Annotated in this window: 13 protein-coding genes and 3 pseudogenes; 4 read left to right on the top strand and 12 right to left on the bottom strand. The window is 34.2% G+C overall.

Annotated elements, in window-relative coordinates; all coding sequences use genetic code 11:
• Window positions 1-79: 79 nt before the first annotated feature.
• A pseudogene (locus G0028_RS00575) lies at window positions 80-426 on the top strand (transposase); the annotation flags it as partial.
• A 27-nt stretch (window positions 427-453) separates the two neighbouring features.
• On the opposite strand, the gene G0028_RS00570 reads toward G0028_RS00575, so the two are convergent.
• The gene (locus G0028_RS00570) at window positions 454-1155 is read right to left on the bottom strand and encodes an IS1 family transposase (RefSeq protein ID WP_194088743.1); all 702 of its coding nucleotides are present in this window, start codon (window positions 1153-1155) and stop codon (window positions 454-456) included.
• A gap of 62 nt (window positions 1156-1217) precedes the next feature.
• Between G0028_RS00570 and G0028_RS00565 the strand changes: the two are divergent.
• Window positions 1218-2021: pseudogene (locus tag G0028_RS00565) on the top strand (IS3 family transposase); the annotation flags it as partial.
• 62 nt (window positions 2022-2083) lie between these two features.
• Here G0028_RS00565 and G0028_RS00560 read toward each other — a convergent pair.
• Window positions 2084-2578, bottom strand: a pseudogene (locus tag G0028_RS00560) (transposase); the annotation flags it as partial.
• A gap of 43 nt (window positions 2579-2621) precedes the next feature.
• Here G0028_RS00560 and G0028_RS00555 point away from each other — a divergent pair.
• Together G0028_RS00555 and G0028_RS00550 are read left to right on the top strand one after the other, a co-directional pair.
• Complete coding sequence (locus G0028_RS00555) at window positions 2622-2867, top strand: hypothetical protein (RefSeq protein ID WP_180048078.1); 246 nt, start codon at window positions 2622-2624, stop codon at window positions 2865-2867.
• A gap of 297 nt (window positions 2868-3164) precedes the next feature.
• Window positions 3165-4535: a phosphomannomutase CpsG gene (locus G0028_RS00550; protein WP_111861322.1), complete on the top strand. Its 1371-nt coding sequence runs from the start codon at window positions 3165-3167 to the stop codon at window positions 4533-4535.
• Between the two features lie 76 nt (window positions 4536-4611).
• Here G0028_RS00550 and G0028_RS00545 read toward each other — a convergent pair whose 3' ends face one another.
• The 10 genes from G0028_RS00545 to G0028_RS00500 form a co-directional block, all read right to left on the bottom strand.
• Window positions 4612-5517 (bottom strand): IS982 family transposase, encoded by a 906-nt coding sequence (locus tag G0028_RS00545; protein WP_194088742.1) that lies wholly within the window; start codon window positions 5515-5517, stop codon window positions 4612-4614.
• 94 nt (window positions 5518-5611) lie between these two features.
• Window positions 5612-6631 carry a UDP-glucose 4-epimerase GalE gene (galE, locus tag G0028_RS00540; RefSeq protein WP_180047133.1) on the bottom strand — a complete coding sequence of 340 codons (1020 nt, stop codon included), beginning with the start codon at window positions 6629-6631 and terminating at the stop codon, window positions 5612-5614.
• A gap of 12 nt (window positions 6632-6643) precedes the next feature.
• Window positions 6644-8299, bottom strand: a complete 1656-nt coding sequence (gene pgi, locus G0028_RS00535; RefSeq protein WP_180047135.1) for a glucose-6-phosphate isomerase — start codon at window positions 8297-8299, stop codon at window positions 6644-6646.
• Window positions 8296-9543 (bottom strand): nucleotide sugar dehydrogenase, encoded by a 1248-nt coding sequence (locus G0028_RS00530; RefSeq protein ID WP_130075392.1) that lies wholly within the window; start codon window positions 9541-9543, stop codon window positions 8296-8298. The genes pgi and G0028_RS00530 overlap by 4 nt, the downstream gene beginning before the upstream one ends.
• Window positions 9544-9564: 21 nt before the next feature.
• Window positions 9565-10440, bottom strand: coding sequence for a UTP--glucose-1-phosphate uridylyltransferase GalU (gene galU, locus G0028_RS00525; RefSeq protein ID WP_180047137.1), 876 nt, complete (start codon window positions 10438-10440; stop codon window positions 9565-9567).
• 24 nt (window positions 10441-10464) lie between these two features.
• Window positions 10465-11091 carry a sugar transferase gene (locus G0028_RS00520; RefSeq protein WP_180047139.1) on the bottom strand — a complete coding sequence of 209 codons (627 nt, stop codon included), beginning with the start codon at window positions 11089-11091 and terminating at the stop codon, window positions 10465-10467.
• Complete coding sequence (locus tag G0028_RS00515) at window positions 11075-12241, bottom strand: glycosyltransferase family 4 protein (RefSeq protein WP_180047141.1); 1167 nt, start codon at window positions 12239-12241, stop codon at window positions 11075-11077. The genes G0028_RS00520 and G0028_RS00515 overlap by 17 nt, the downstream gene beginning before the upstream one ends.
• Before the next feature lies 1 nt (window position 12242).
• Entirely contained in the window at window positions 12243-13109 is an 867-nt protein-coding gene (locus G0028_RS00510) for a glycosyltransferase family 2 protein (RefSeq protein ID WP_180047143.1), read from the bottom strand.
• A complete protein-coding gene (locus G0028_RS00505) occupies window positions 13106-14308 on the bottom strand; it encodes a hypothetical protein (protein WP_180047145.1) in 1203 nt (400 codons plus the stop codon). Before G0028_RS00505 ends, G0028_RS00510 begins: the two co-directional genes overlap by 4 nt.
• A complete protein-coding gene (locus tag G0028_RS00500; RefSeq protein WP_180047147.1) occupies window positions 14301-15371 on the bottom strand; it encodes a glycosyltransferase family 4 protein in 1071 nt (356 codons plus the stop codon). Before G0028_RS00500 ends, G0028_RS00505 begins: the two co-directional genes overlap by 8 nt.
• Window positions 15372-15377: the final 6 nt, after the last annotated feature.

The following is a 15377-nucleotide window of genomic DNA, read 5'->3' as shown; positions in this document are numbered from 1 at the left end:
CCCAGAGGTGGATCCAGAAATTTGAACAACTGCTATAAGTGATATTCTGCTCCTCAAATGATGTTATAAACATCAATATATGGAGTATTTTATGGCACGTAGACCAAGAAGAAATCATTCAAACGACTTTAAGGCTAAGGTAGCACTTGCTGCGATCAAAGCAGAAAAAACACTTGCTGAATTGAGTTCTGAGTTTGATGTTCATCAAAACCAAATTATTGACTGGAAAAATCAATTGATCTCAGCTTCCTCACAAGCTTTCGATCAATCAAAAGCTCCATCAGAACCTCCCATTGATCTTAAAAAGTTACATGCAAAAATCGGTGAGCAGGCATTAGAAATTGATTTTTTAGAAGGTGTGTTGAAGAAACTGGGCCGCTTCAACCACAAAAGTTAATCGACGACTCACTTCAGATTTCAGTATCTGGTGGTGTTTCAAAAAGTATGCTGCCATTAAACGAATCCATTGTTAATATAAAAGAACACTAAATCAAAGGCTTTGAAATGATTGTCCAGATTTTTTGAGAAGTTACAACTCCTCCTAAACCCTCGTCTAATCCGATGGCGTAAGCGACAATTATTGCCCTCAATACCTACAGTGAAAAACTTACCTATCAACTGTTTACATTTTTTAAAGGTCGTAACAAAGCTATCCCAATCGTCACTTGATATACGGGTATAGCTCACACCTAGCTGCTTTAATTTTAATTTAAGTCGTTTTGCTGTGGTTAAATCTCGTTTACCCCATACATAAGCAACGATTTCACCTGTTTCTCGGTGATAGGCGTAAATCAACCATTCTTTATTTTGCTTATTACCGACAAAAGTCCAAAACTCATCTACTTCAATGGTTTCATAATGAGTTTGCCGTGCTTGAAGTTGATAGTTTGATTGGCTGAGCGTACGTAAAACCTTACCAATACTCACTCGCTCAACTTTGGCAATGTCTCTAACACCACTGCCTCGTACCATCAGATGTAGTATTTTACTTTTGATACCAAAGTGACAACCTTGGTAACTCAGTGCATGATCACCGATAAATTGACGTTTGCATATTTTGCATTGGTAATTTTGCTTACCATATAGTTTTATGCCATTTTTCTTTATACTGTCACTCAGGCAGGTAGGACATTTGATTTCTAGAGTTATTTGCATTTCCCTATAGTATCAAATTCTTACCTGTCTTTCTTTCAGCATACTTTTTGAAACACTACCCAGTATCTAAGCAAGCTAAGCTGCTGAAAGTCTCTCGTGGTTGTTATTATTATCGCCCAAAACCTGTTAGCTCATCAGATCTGAAGCTGATGCGGTGTATTGATGAATTACATATGCAATATCCTTTTGCAGGTAGCCGTAGGATGCGTAATTTGTTGAATCGTCAAGGACATCATATAGGACGACGTCATACACGTACTTTAATGAAGAAAATGGGTATTCAGGCGTTATATTGCAAACCAAATTTAAGCCAGGCTAATCAAGCTCACAGTAAATATCCATATCTGCTCAAAGGATTGGCAATTCAGCGCAGTAATCAAGTGTGGCCTACGGATATAACGTATATCCCTATGGCAAAAGGCTTTGTTTATTTATGTGCTGTGATTGATTGGCATAGCCGCAAGGTACTTGCGCATAGGGTATCGATTAGTATGGAGGTGGATTTTTGTATTTCGGCTTTAAATGAAGCGATTGAAAAATATGGATCACCTGAAATATTGAATACAGACCAAGGCAGTCAGTTCACCAGTGATGCATTTATTGATGTATTGAAATCAAATGGCATTCAAATCAGTATGGATGGTAAAGGTCGATGGGTAGATAATGTGATGGTTGAACGATTATGGCGGAGCGTTAAATATGAAGAGGTGTATCTCAAAGCTTATAGCAGTGTCACAGATGCGAAAAAGCAATTGAGTGCATATTTTGAGTTTTATAATCTGAAACGACCTCATTCGAGTCTAGACAAAATGACACCAAATGAGTTTTACTATGATCAGCTACCCCAACAAAACAAGGTGGCTTAACTAGAGCGGAATATCACTTATAAATATGCTTTTAGTTGTTCAAACAAGTGGGACCACCTCTAAACTAAGCGTCCAACATGATCGCAAATCAAATGAATTTTGAAACCATAAAACCAATCTACAGAGGTTTTCCCCCGACTTGCACTGTCTACAAATACACGGTGTTGCTGAATACGTTTATTATGACACACAGCTAATTTGGTAGAATCAATAAAAGCAATTCCAGAGGATTGCACCTTTAAACTCTCAATAAGAGCGACAAAATACATCACATATTTTGCTTTTAATTCAATGAATCGGTTATAGCTAGGTAAGTTTGGAAAGTAAGAGCAAAGAAAAGGCTTAGCCCAATAAAGATAAAAAGCCTTGAAGTTTCTACTCCCTGTTAGATGAAACCACAATAATAAAGTGAGAACTTCAGAAGCACTGATTTTACTTTGGCGCAATCGCTTAGCTTGTCCTGAAGTAAGCCTATATTGTTCAACATTGTTGGTAATATCAGCACAAAAATCATCAATTAAACAAAAAAGTGTTGTAAGCTGTGTATCGATAGGCATTTGAGGTTATTCAGTTTTTTGTCGTGATTAAATTGTGACTCAAATGCCTATTCTTTATCAAATTTCTTATTCCGAATTCACGTTAAATAGAAATCCTTTCGGTATTTCAGCCATAGATATCAAAGCTCTTTTTATGGGCGCTACAAAATGTAGTTGGCACGATACAAAATCAAGCTCAATAGATAAATATGTACATCCGACCTTACAAGGTGATCATAATGCTTTGCATGATGCAAAATACCAAGTAGAGCTATTCAGATTAGTTTATGAGTTAAATCGCTCAAAATAAATAATATTTTGAGTTCTGAAATCATATTTTAGTATCTGAATTAATTTAGATGCTAAAATATACTGAGTATCAAAGAGAAAGGCTGGTAACTTCAGCAGTCAGTTAATAACTATTTTGTCCTTTAATTTTTTAGTATCAATTTCATGACATTTATTAGTTAATAACTATTTTGTAATAAAAGACAATTTAACTAAGTTTAAGTTATTGATTTTTAATAGTCACTAGTTAACAACTATTTTGTCTGACCACAATAGGCTGGATATAAACCAGCCTTTTCTTTATCAAACGAGAGAAGATATGAGCCAACTCACTTGCTTTAAAGCTTATGATATCCGTGGAAAACTCGGCACAGAACTCAATAACGATATTGCATATAAAATCGGTCGTGCTTATGGGCAAATTTATCAACCTAAAACTGTAGTTGTCGGTTGTGATGTTCGCTTAACCAGTGAAGCACTCAAACAAGCCACCATCCGTGGTTTAAATGATGCGGGTGTTGATGTCCTTGATTTAGGTATGACAGGTACGGAAGAGGTTTATTTCGGTGCTTTTCACTTAGATGTTCAAGGTGGGATTGAAATCACAGCCAGTCATAATCCGATGGATTATAATGGCATGAAATTAGTGCGTGAAAATGCACGACCAATCAGTGCAGATACTGGCTTAAAAGACATTCAAGCTTTGGCTGAAACAGAACAATTTAAAGACGTTGCCAAAAAAGGAACCACTCAAAAATATAATATTTTGCCTGAGTTCATCGAGCATTTAATTACCTATATTGATCCAAGTAAAATTCGTCCATTAAAATTAGTCATGAATGCAGGCAATGGTGCAGCAGGTCATGTTGTTGATGCTATTGAAGAAAAATTCAAACAGCTGAGTATTCCTGTTGCATTCATTAAAATTCACAATGATGCAGATGGTCACTTTCCAAATGGGATTCCTAACCCAATTTTAGTGGAAAACCGCGATAGTACCCGTAATGCTGTACTTGAACATCAGGCAGATATGGGGATCGCATGGGATGGTGACTTTGACCGTTGCTTCCTTTTTGACGAAAAAGGTCAATTTATCGAAGGCTATTATATTGTAGGTCTACTTGCCCAAGCATTTTTACTGAAACAGTCAGGCGAAAAAATTGTGCACGATCCTCGTTTAGTGTGGAATACGTTTGATATTGTTGAAAAATATCAGGGAACAGCAATTCAATCTAAATCAGGGCATGCCTTTATTAAAGATGTGATGCGTGAACATAATGCGGTTTATGGTGGAGAAATGAGTGCACACCACTATTTCCGCGATTTTTCATATTGTGACAGCGGTATGATTCCTTGGTTATTGGCAATTTCAGTGCTTTCAGAGACCCATCTATCTTTATCTACACTGGTCGAAGATATGATTGAAAAATTCCCTTGTAGTGGTGAAATTAACTTTAAAGTCGTTGATACTCAACAGACGATTCAAAAGATACTTGACTATTTTGCGGATCAAAATCCAAAAATTGACCAAACCGACGGTGTGAGTTTAGATTTTGGTGCTTGGCGTTTAAATGTTCGTGCTTCAAATACAGAGCCTTTATTACGCCTCAATATTGAAAGTCGTCAGGATAAAAATCCAAAACCAATGCAAGCTTATGTCGATGAATTAACGACTTTAATTCAAGGATAATCTGATTTTCATTAAAAATCTTGATAAAAATGGGAGCAATCAGCTCCCATTTTTAAATACTTAACGTGAATTCGGCTTAAGCAGATTTTAATTCAATAGGTTTTAAAATCTGCTGAATTCCTGAATTATATCCATTCAAAAGTACCAACGCATATAAGGTTAAAGCTGAGAATATTGTCGTCAATAATCCTATTTTTGATCTATGGCGAGTGTGTTCAAGATCAAATTGACTTTTCATCAAATTAAATGGTGCTTCAATAATTCCACGTTTTTTTAATACAGCATGATCAAATGGATCTAAAACTTGTGGTTTCATATTTCTTTTTACACGTGTAATCAGTTGAACACCAACTTCTGCAAGGCGATCCTTCCAATTCTTACCAATATAGCCACGATCACCAAACAACTTACCTTTTAATTTTGAGTGTTCTATTAATTCTGGTAATACTTTACGGTCATCAACGTTACCTGTTGTTATACAATAAGAAACTAAGCGTCCAACATGATCGCAAATCAAATGAATTTTGAAACCATAAAACCAATCTACAGAGGTTTTCCCCCGACTTGCACTGTCTACAAATACACGGTGTTGCTGAATACGTTTATTATGACACACAGCTAATTTGGTAGAATCAATAAAAGCAATTCCAGAGGATTGCACCTTTAAACTCTCAATAAGAGCGACAAAATACATCACATATTTTGCTTTTAATTCAATGAATCGGTTATAGCTAGGTAAGTTTGGAAAGTAAGAGCAAAGAAAAGGCTTAGCCCAATAAAGATAAAAAGCCTTGAAGTTTCTACTCCCTGTTAGATGAAACCACAATAATAAAGTGAGAACTTCAGAAGCACTGATTTTACTTTGGCGCAATCGCTTAGCTTGTCCTGAAGTAAGCCTATATTGTTCAACATTGTTGGTAATATCAGCACAAAAATCATCAATTAAACAAAAAAGTGTTGTAAGCTGTGTATCGATAGGCATTTGAGGTTATTCAGTTTTTTGTCGTGATTAAATTGTGACTCAAATGCCTATTCTTTATCAAATTTCTTATCCCGAATTCACGTTACTTAAAAAATTATTTTTTATATCCTTCTGGATTTTGCTTTTGCCAATTCCAACTATCTGCAAGCATATCTTCAAGTTTATATTGAGGTTTCCAACCTAACTCTGCAACAGCACGCGCATTGTCTGCAAATGAAGTTGCAACATCTCCTTCACGACGTCGAGCAAATTCAAATGCAATAGCCACACCATTTACTTGTTCAAATGTGTTTTTGACTTCAAGTACAGATGAACCATTACCTGTACCAATATTCCATGCACGGCAGCCTTCAGCATCTAGGCGATTATTTAATGCACATAAATGTGCATTCGCTAAATCTACGACATGGATATAGTCACGTACACCCGTACCATCGACCGTATCATAATCTTGACCAAAAATAGACAGCTTTTCACGGCGACCTACAGCAACTTGCGTTACATAAGGCATTAGATTATTAGGAATCCCTTGCGGATCTTCACCAATACGACCACTTTTATGCGCACCCACGGGATTAAAATAACGCAATAATGCAATTGACCAACGTGCATCAGCAATCGCTAATTTTTGCAGCATTTGCTCAACAATGAGTTTGGTATACCCATAATTATTGCTTGGCATACCTGTAGGCATATTTTCATTCAGCGGTGAAATATTGGCTTCATCATACACCGTTGCAGATGAACTAAAGACCAAATGAAAGACTTCAGCACGTTGCATGGCTTGAACCAAGCTAATCGAACCCGCAATATTATTATCAAAATAAGTCAATGGAATTTGCTGACTTTCACCAACAGCTTTCAAGCCCGCAAAATGAATCACAGCATCAATTTGATGTGATGCAAACACTTGATCTAAAGTAGAGGCATCTCGAATATCCCCCTCAACAAAAGTCAAACTTTTTGCTGTGAGCTCTTGCACACGGAGTAGCGCTTCTTCAGAACTGTTAGATAAATTATCGAGTACAACAACAGAATGACCCGCATTCAGTAGCTCTACACAAGTATGTGAACCGATGTATCCTGCACCACCTGTCACTAAAATGTTTGCCATAATAAAACTCTGTTATTTTTGAAGAAGGATTTTGATTAAACCTTGTGTTGATGCATCCAAGGCAGATAAGTCATGTTGCTGCTGATTTAAAATAGGCAATAATTGATTGGCAATTTCCTTACCTTTCTCAACCCCCCACTGATCAAAAGGATTAATATTCCATATCACAGATTGTACAAACACTTTATGTTCATATAAAGCAATTAACATCCCCAAACTGTAAGGACTTAATTCTTTCATGAGAAGTGTGGTACTCGGTTGATTCCCTGTATATTGTTTATATTTAGGTAAATCGGTCAGCTCTTTTTGATCCAGTGCTTGATTACCGAAGGCCAATAAACGTGACTGTGCTAAACAATTCGATAATGCTAAATGATGTTGTTCAATCAATGCTTCTGCATTTTGAGCATAAGTAAATTGATTGGCATTGTAACGATGAACAGGTGCAATAAAATCACAGCTCACTGAATGCGTGCCTTGATGCAATAATTGATAAAAGGCATGCTGTGCATTTGGCCCCACTTCGCCCCATAAAATCGGACAAGTATCATATTCTACCTGTTCATTATTACGCTGAATGGATTTCCCATTCGATTCCATTTCTAATTGTTGTAAATAAGCTGCAAAATATTTTAAACGCCCATCATAGGGCAACACAGCATGGGTCTGGATGTTTAAAAAGTTATTATTCCAAACACCAAGCATACCCATCAACACAGGTAAATTTTCTGAAAATTCAGCATTTTGGAAATGCTCGTCGATCGCATACGCACCCGCAAGGAGTTGTTTAAAACCATCTACACCAATCGTCAATGCAATCGGTAAACCAATGCATGACCACAGCGAATAACGACCCCCCACCCAATCCCACAGCAGCAACTGATTTTCAGGCGCGATCCCCCATGCCGTCATTTTTTCAGGTTTGGTCGAAACACCAATAAAGTGATTTTTTAAAACTCCTTCACACTGCCCTAAAGACTTTTCTAACCATTGGCGTACCGTTTGTGCATTCGATAATGTATCGATCGTACCAAAAGACTTGGAAGAAATAATAAATAACGTCGTTTCAGGACGTAACTGATGCAACAGTTCTGAAAGCTGACTGCCATCCATGGTTGAAACAAAATGAACATGCAGAGGCTTGGTCGTATGTACCTGATAATCAGATAGCGCATGTGTAACCATTAAAGGTCCTAAATCTGAGCCACCCACACCAATATTCACCACATCTTGGATTACTTCACCGGTTACTCCACGATATTGTCCCGCATGAATTTTTTCAACAATGCGATACATGCGTTCTAACTGTTCATGTACAGCCTGTACAATTTTACTATTTTTTTTATTTTCAGATGGTTGTCGCAAAGCCCAATGCATTGCAGCACGCTGCTCGGTATAGTTAATCAGCTCTTCCGAAAATAAACGCTGAATCCATTGCGCTAATTTTTTTGATTCAGCAAATTGTATTAAATTTTTAAAAATCGCCTGATCAATGCGATGCTTACTGAAATCAAAAGTTAAATCTTGATACTGTACAGAATACTGTTCAAAACGCTGTGTTTCTTTTTCAAATAATTCATTTAAATGAATATTTTTTTGTGCTTCAGCCAATTGGTTCAGTTGTTCTCTAAGCTCTGTCACTACAGAAAATTGTTCGATATGACTCATGAACGCCCTACTCCTTGGTATGCAAAGCCTTGTGATTTCACATAAGCGGGATCATAAATATTACGACCATCTAAAATCAAAGGATGCTGCATTTTCTGCTTGAGTTGCAGATAATCTGGACTCCAATATTGCGCCCAAGCGGTCATTAAACACAGTGCATCTGCATGCTCAACGGCTTGATATTGATCTTCACATAAAATCAGATCAGCACGCGTGCCATACATATTTTCAATTTCTTTTAATGCTTGGGGGTCATGTAATTTTACGATTACACCTTGTGCCCATAAAGCTTGTAGCATCACATGAATTGGTGCATTTTGAATACTTGAGGTATTTTCTTTAAAAGAAGCACCCCAAATAGCAACAGTTTTGCCTTTTAAATGGCTATGGTAATAATTCCATAACTTTCTAAATAAAACTTCTTTTTGTTGCTCGTTAATTGCCCAGACTTGTTCCAATAAATGACTATGAACCCCCATATACGCCACAGTATTCGACAAGGTTAAGATATCATGCGAAAAATTCTCACCACCAAAACCTGCACCGGGAGATAAATACGTTGCACCAATGCGTGTATCAGCGGCTAAGCCTTGACGTACATTACTAATATCTATTCCTAACTTTTCAGAGACGACAGCCAAGTCATTCATATAACTAATACGTGTCGCCAACATACCAGAAATACTGAGTTTGGTAAATTCAGCATCTAAAATCGGCATAAATAAAAATTGATGTTGTAGCTGAAAAATAGGACGGAGTAATTCAGACATCAGATTTTGAGTTTCTTCTTGCTCCACACCCACAATCACTTGTTTAAGCTGCGTAAAACTCTGAATTGCATTACCTTCTTGAATGACATCAGGTAAATATGCCCAATAATCCTGAGATAAAATACTTTTTAATTTTTCAGTGCCCTGCAACCCAAAGGTTGAACCATTAATCATCAATTTAGGATGAATGAACGGAGATAAGCTAATCTTTTTTGCAATATTTAAAGCAATATCAACTTCTGTCGGTGTAAATGAAAATAAATAAACATCTTGATCTAAATTCAGTTGATCTACATCAACAATATTTAGAAAACCAAGCTGAGCTTGGCGTTCAATCAACTGGTTGACTTGCTCATCCTGATAATTCAATGTTTTTTGTGAATTTAAACACCACGACACTTGATGACCAAATTCAGCCATCAAACCTGCCAGTACGCCTGCTTGTAAAGTCGTACCAAAAACACTAATTTTCATTGATCACCTAATTTTGAATCTTTATAAATCTAATTCTTGAATGAGCTGTTTGAACTCTGCACCCAATTTTGGATGTTCAATGCCATAGTGTAATACAGCTTTTAAATAACCGATTTTACTGCCACAGTCAAAGGTTTGACCTTTCATACGATAAGCTTCAACGGTTGCTGTATTTTGTAATGCAGCAATCGCATCGGTCAACTGAATCTCATTACCTGCACCTTTGGGTGTATTTGCTAAAAGTTGCATAATTTCAGCAGGTAAAACATAACGCCCCACAACCGATAAATTTGAAGGTGCAGTACCTACTGCAGGTTTTTCTACAATCCCTTGCATTACGATGCTTTCACCTTCATTCGGTGATTGAGCAACATCAACAATACCGTATTGATCGACTAAATGATCAGGCACAGCTTCAACCATAATCTGTGACGCATTTGATACTTGAAAACGTTCAATCATTAAAGCCAAATCATTCTTTGTATCTGCATCTTTTACTAAAACATCGGGTAATAACACAGCAAAAGGTTCATTTCCAACAATATCTTTAGCACACAGTACAGCATGTCCTAAACCTAAAGGTTGAGGTTGACGCACGCTCACAACACTGACATTTTTAGGCAAAATATCGGTAATTTCTTTGAGTAAATCAAATTTCTTTTTATGTTCTAAGGTTGTTTCTAACTCAAAATTACGATCAAAATAATTTTCAATGGATGCTTTAGATGAATGTGTTACAAGAATAATTTGTTCGATTCCTGCAGCAACCGCCTCTTTTATAACATATTCAATCGCAGGACGGTCTACCACTGTGACCATTTCTTTAGGAATAGACTTACTTGCAGGTAAAAAACGCGTGCCTAAACCTGCTACAGGAAGAATTGCTTTTTTGATCATAACTTAATTTACTGACACTTGGACTTATTGATGAGAATGCGGTTTTGAATTTGAAGAAGTATTACTACCAGAAAAACGTTCAGCACCCACTTCTTGGTCAGGTGCATTAATACCTTCTTTCTTCAGCATCACTTCAACTGTTTTAAACATAATTTTAAAATCAAGTAAAGTAGATTGTTTTTCAACATATTCTACATCTAAATCAAACTTCTCTTCCCAAGACAAATTATTACGACCACTCACCTGCGCCAATCCAGTCATTCCAGGTTTTACTTCGTGGCGACGCATTTGATGCGGTGTATAGTGATCTAAAAACTCTTTCATTTGTGGGCGTGGACCAACAATACTCATATCACCTTTTAAAACATTAATGAGCTGCGGCATCTCATCCAAACTCGTTGAGCGCAGTTTCTGTCCAAAAGGCGTAATACGTTGATCATCAGGTAAGGGATTACCATCTTTGTCAAATGCATCTTTCATAGAGCGGAATTTAATCATTTTAAATAATTTCCCATCTCTACCTGGACGTTCTTGATAGAAAAAGATGGGGGAACCTAAGTTCTGACGAACTTTATTTGCAACCAATAAAAAAATAGGTAACAAAATGATTAATGCCATCAAAGAAATAATAATATCAATTAGTCTTTTCATTTGGTTCCTTTAAACCCATAATCTCTATAAGTTTGGAATTTACTTTTTTAGCATCAAATTTTTCTTGAGCGATTTCATAGCTCTTCAATCCCATTTTATTCACTTGCTCAGGATTTTCGATAAAATAACACATTTTCTCTGCTAAAGCTTTCGCATTCCATTTCGGCACAAGAAAACCATTCACGCCATCCACCACAGTTTCACGACAACCTGGTACATCCGTCGTGATCACAGGACGACCTATAGCCATCGCTTCTTGTGTACTACGTGGCACACCTTCACGGTAATATGAAGGTAATACAAAAACTGCAGTATCTTGTATACGTTTAGCAACATCTGTTACAAAACCAGGATACTCCACTACCGCAGATGATATCAAGTTATCTAACTGTTGCTGAGTCAAACCATAAGGATTTTCTGTATCTAGCCCACCAATTATTTTAAATATTATATTAGGATATTTTTGTTTAACTAATTTTGCAGCTTCAATATATTCAAAAATACCTTTTTCTGCTAAAAGACGTGCAATAAAAATAAATGATACTTCTTTACTTTCATCCCATCGACTATATGAATACTCTTCAAGATTTAATCCAATTGGCCCTAATATTTCCACAGCATTTTTTTTATGTCTAATATGATTTTTTTCAATTAGATCAATTGGATCATCAGGATTTAAAAAAATAATCTTATCCAAAAATGGAAAAACAAATTTATATAAACGTACTTGTATAAAACGAATAATTTTGACTTTGATACTTTGACCATGTTTATGAATGGTAAATGGCGTTCCCAACCCTTCAACCATGCCAATAACTTTTGGTGTTTTACTCATTTTTGCAGCCAATGAACCATATATCACAGGCTTTGTAAAATACGAAAAAACAATATCTGGATGGATTTCACTAATTTTACTTTTAAGTTCAATTAAAGATTTTAGATCTGCGAAAGGATTTAATCCACCTCGTTGCATATTGTATATAACAGGAATCGCACCAATATCGTTAATCGCTCTTAAATCTTTATCATTGTATTCACAAACAAAAGCGTAGACTATAAAGTTTTTACTTTTCAAGTCTTTGATCAAATCAATGCGGAAGCCTAAAATACTTGTAGCAGTATTTCCAATGATAATAACTTTAGATGCCACCTCATTTCCCCATTTGTTGAATACGATCTAAATTTTTAGAATATCTAATCAAATCATCTTCATTCAATTTTGTGACACGTCTTTTTTGTAAAATTGACATTAAATTTGTTGCGCTTAATATTTTTACAATTGCTTTTTTGACTTGAAACTTTCTTATTATTTTATGACGATTAGCATCTGAAATGACACCCTTTGAATACTGGTTAATAACTTCAATTTGAGTATTATAACCTTTAATCATTTTTTCAATTTTCACATTTTCTACTTCTCTATAATAATATAATGGCTCTTGTATCACATGATATTTTAGATCTTTTTTTATAGCTGAAGATAACCATAATTCATAATCTTCGGCAAGAGCATTATCAACTTTATATGGATTACGCAAACACCAAGTTTTTCTCGCTAACATTGAGGCGTGTAGTAAATTTGTAACTCCTTGTAATATTTCACTTGCACTCATCATATAGTCTTGAGGAATACGTTTTCCTAAAGCTTCATTTGACTTACCAATTGAATACATACCAGTTGTCACCAGATCAATTTCAGGATGCTTTTTTAGATGTTCTATCTGAATTTTTAAACGATTTATATCCATTAAATCATCTGCATCCATCCGAGCAATATAGTCATATTTTGCTAATTGAATAATTTGATTTAGACGATATGGTAATCTTTTATTTGTTCCATCTGCATAAATACGAATTCGAGGATCATTAAATGATTGTGCAATAGTTAAAGAATTATCTGTAGACCCATCATCTATCAAGATAAGCTCAAAATCTTTAAACGACTGAGCTAAGACAGATTTTATAGCATCTTCTAAATATGTCTCAGCATTATAAATAGGAATGCCTATTGTAATCATAATTTACTAACGTCTCCATAATCTGTACTAGTTAATCTAGAATACATAAAAAATATTAAAATTAAAAAAGTTAAATTAGCTAAACCTTTAAAATTCAAAAATAAAATCACCAAAAGTAATGCGATTAAGGATAAAACTAATCTCTTAAATTTAATATTATATAGTAAATATACTTGCATCGATAAGAATGTAATTAAGCCCAACATACCGTTAGCAAAAATAATTCTCGTATATCCTACATCAATTCCTTTATAATAATAACCATTTTGATCTATAAAGAAATTATCACCAACTAACCACGTAGATACTTTACTTGGTAAAATATTCCACATACTTACTAATTCACTAGCCGAATCTGATGCTTGAGAGTTTTTAAAATCAAAAATAAAACTAAAAGAGAAGTCTATAATTGTTTGTATTCGCTCATTTGTAAAATAGGCAAAGTTTAAAGAAATTAAGAGAATAATTAATACTGCAAGTAAATACCTGTAACTAGACTTATAATCTTTAAGCAGAATAATTAATGATAAAGTAATACCAAAAATTGTAGTTCTTGCTGATGCAATTCCTAAAATTGCTATAACAACCCATAAAACAATAAGTATTTTTTTGTATTTTGAAAATTTAAAGTGCACTGCCAATAAAACTAAAGTAAAACAATTTATTATTGCCGATCCAAAAAAAGGATTACCTATAGCAATCATACGCTGTTCATTAAATTTATCAACAGCATCACTATCTGCATATCCAATAGCTGTATCAAATATACTAAAAAAAGCATCGAATAAACTCGGACTCATAAACAACACAAATGAAAAAAATAATTGAGTAGCTACTGAAGTTATAAAAAATAAAACAAGCTTATCGAAATCATTATTCTGATTTATTAAAAAAATTTTAATTATAAAAAATATATAAAAAAAGGAAATTATAGAATATAAATAAATTTGACGAACATAAAAAAAATCCCCTATTTGATTAACTAAAAGTGAAATAGCAGAAATAATTAAACTCAAAAATATAATAAAAAAGAAAGTTAAAAATTTTCTATCTAAAAGAAATTTAGACACATAAAAATCTTTCAGAAATAAAAACAAACCAATTGGTGCAAAAAAATAAAATATTGGGAATGAAAAAAAAACTGTTTTCAAGTTAACAACAAAAATAAACAAAAATATGAAAAATATAAAATTAAACATCACCTAGTGCCTCTTTATATAAAGTTTCATATTTTTCCAACATAACTTCAGATGAGAAGAACTTTTTATAATATATATAGTTTTCTAACTTTATATCCTCCTTAGCTTCTTTATTTAAATAAAAAGCAAACTTCATAGACTCACAAAGTGAATTCACATTATTATTTTCAGCAATAAAACGAGTATCTTGAATTATTTCTTTGACTCCTCCACAATTAGTAGAAACAACCAATACCTTTTGTACATAAGCCTCAAGAATAACCATTGGTAAACCTTCAGTTAAACTAGACAATACCAAACAATCTATAGAATTCAATATTTCAGTTATATCTTGCCTAAATCCTAAAAAATAAATATTTTTTATATCATTCTGACTACAATAGCTTTTTAAAAAAGATTCTTGTTCACCATTTCCAACCAAATATAAGCTTATTTTTTGTCCTCTTTGTTCTGCTTGAATTCTCTGAAAAGCTTGTATTAATAAGATTACATTTTTTTCTGGTGAAAACCGACCAATATAACAAAATTTAAAACTATCATCTAAATCTACATCATTAATCTTACTAGTTAAATTTTGACTTAGACCTATTCCATTATAAACAACTTTTATCTTTTCTTTTGAAATGATATTACTATCTAGATATGTTTGGGCACTAAACTTACTAACAAAAGTTATTTTATTTGCAGAACCTGATAAAATTTTATATAGTTTAAATATTAATTTATCTTTTTGATCATCAACTAGAGAACCATGCTCCGTATTAATAATGATAATTTTTCTATTGAATAAAAACTTATACAATAAAACAATCAAATGTGGAAATATAGTGTGAGAATGAATTATATCAGGCTTATATTCTGATACAATTTTTTTCAGCCTTAATAGTGCTAAGATTAAATCAAGTTTTGAATTTATATTCAAGCTATCCAACTGATTCTCAGATTGTTTTAAACATATAATTTTAGAGTCACAACCTCTTGACTTCATCTCAGCGTCAAGACTTTGGACAACTGTTGTTACCCCTCCAACTTTAAAATCAGGAACTACATATAAGATTTTCACAAGAAT

Origin of the sequence: Acinetobacter piscicola, from assembly GCF_015218165.1 — a bacterium.
GTDB classification, from domain to species: Bacteria; Pseudomonadota; Gammaproteobacteria; order Pseudomonadales; family Moraxellaceae; genus Acinetobacter; species Acinetobacter piscicola_A.
The sequence above is the reverse complement of the archived record's forward strand: the minus strand, read 5'-3'. Positions and strand labels throughout refer to the sequence as shown.

What these genes read in the sequence shown, in the direction of transcription:
- galU (WP_180047137.1), bottom strand. Translation starts at nt 10,440, where the DNA reads ATGATCAAAAAAGCAATTCTTCCTGTAGCAGGTTTAGGCACGCGTTTT.
- G0028_RS00545 (WP_194088742.1), bottom strand. Translation starts at nt 5,517, where the DNA reads ATGCCTATCGATACACAGCTTACAACACTTTTTTGTTTAATTGATGAT.
- G0028_RS00505 (WP_180047145.1), bottom strand. Translation starts at nt 14,308, where the DNA reads ATGTTTAATTTTATATTTTTCATATTTTTGTTTATTTTTGTTGTTAAC.
- G0028_RS00520 (WP_180047139.1), bottom strand. Translation starts at nt 11,091, where the DNA reads ATGAAAAGACTAATTGATATTATTATTTCTTTGATGGCATTAATCATT.
- pgi (WP_180047135.1), bottom strand. Translation starts at nt 8,299, where the DNA reads ATGAGTCATATCGAACAATTTTCTGTAGTGACAGAGCTTAGAGAACAA.
- galE (WP_180047133.1), bottom strand. Translation starts at nt 6,631, where the DNA reads ATGGCAAACATTTTAGTGACAGGTGGTGCAGGATACATCGGTTCACAT.
- G0028_RS00570 (WP_194088743.1), bottom strand. Translation starts at nt 1,155, where the DNA reads ATGCAAATAACTCTAGAAATCAAATGTCCTACCTGCCTGAGTGACAGT.
- G0028_RS00530 (WP_130075392.1), bottom strand. Translation starts at nt 9,543, where the DNA reads ATGAAAATTAGTGTTTTTGGTACGACTTTACAAGCAGGCGTACTGGCA.
- G0028_RS00550 (WP_111861322.1), top strand. Translation starts at nt 3,165, where the DNA reads ATGAGCCAACTCACTTGCTTTAAAGCTTATGATATCCGTGGAAAACTC.
- G0028_RS00510 (WP_180047143.1), bottom strand. Translation starts at nt 13,109, where the DNA reads ATGATTACAATAGGCATTCCTATTTATAATGCTGAGACATATTTAGAA.
- G0028_RS00555 (WP_180048078.1), top strand. Translation starts at nt 2,622, where the DNA reads ATGCCTATTCTTTATCAAATTTCTTATTCCGAATTCACGTTAAATAGA.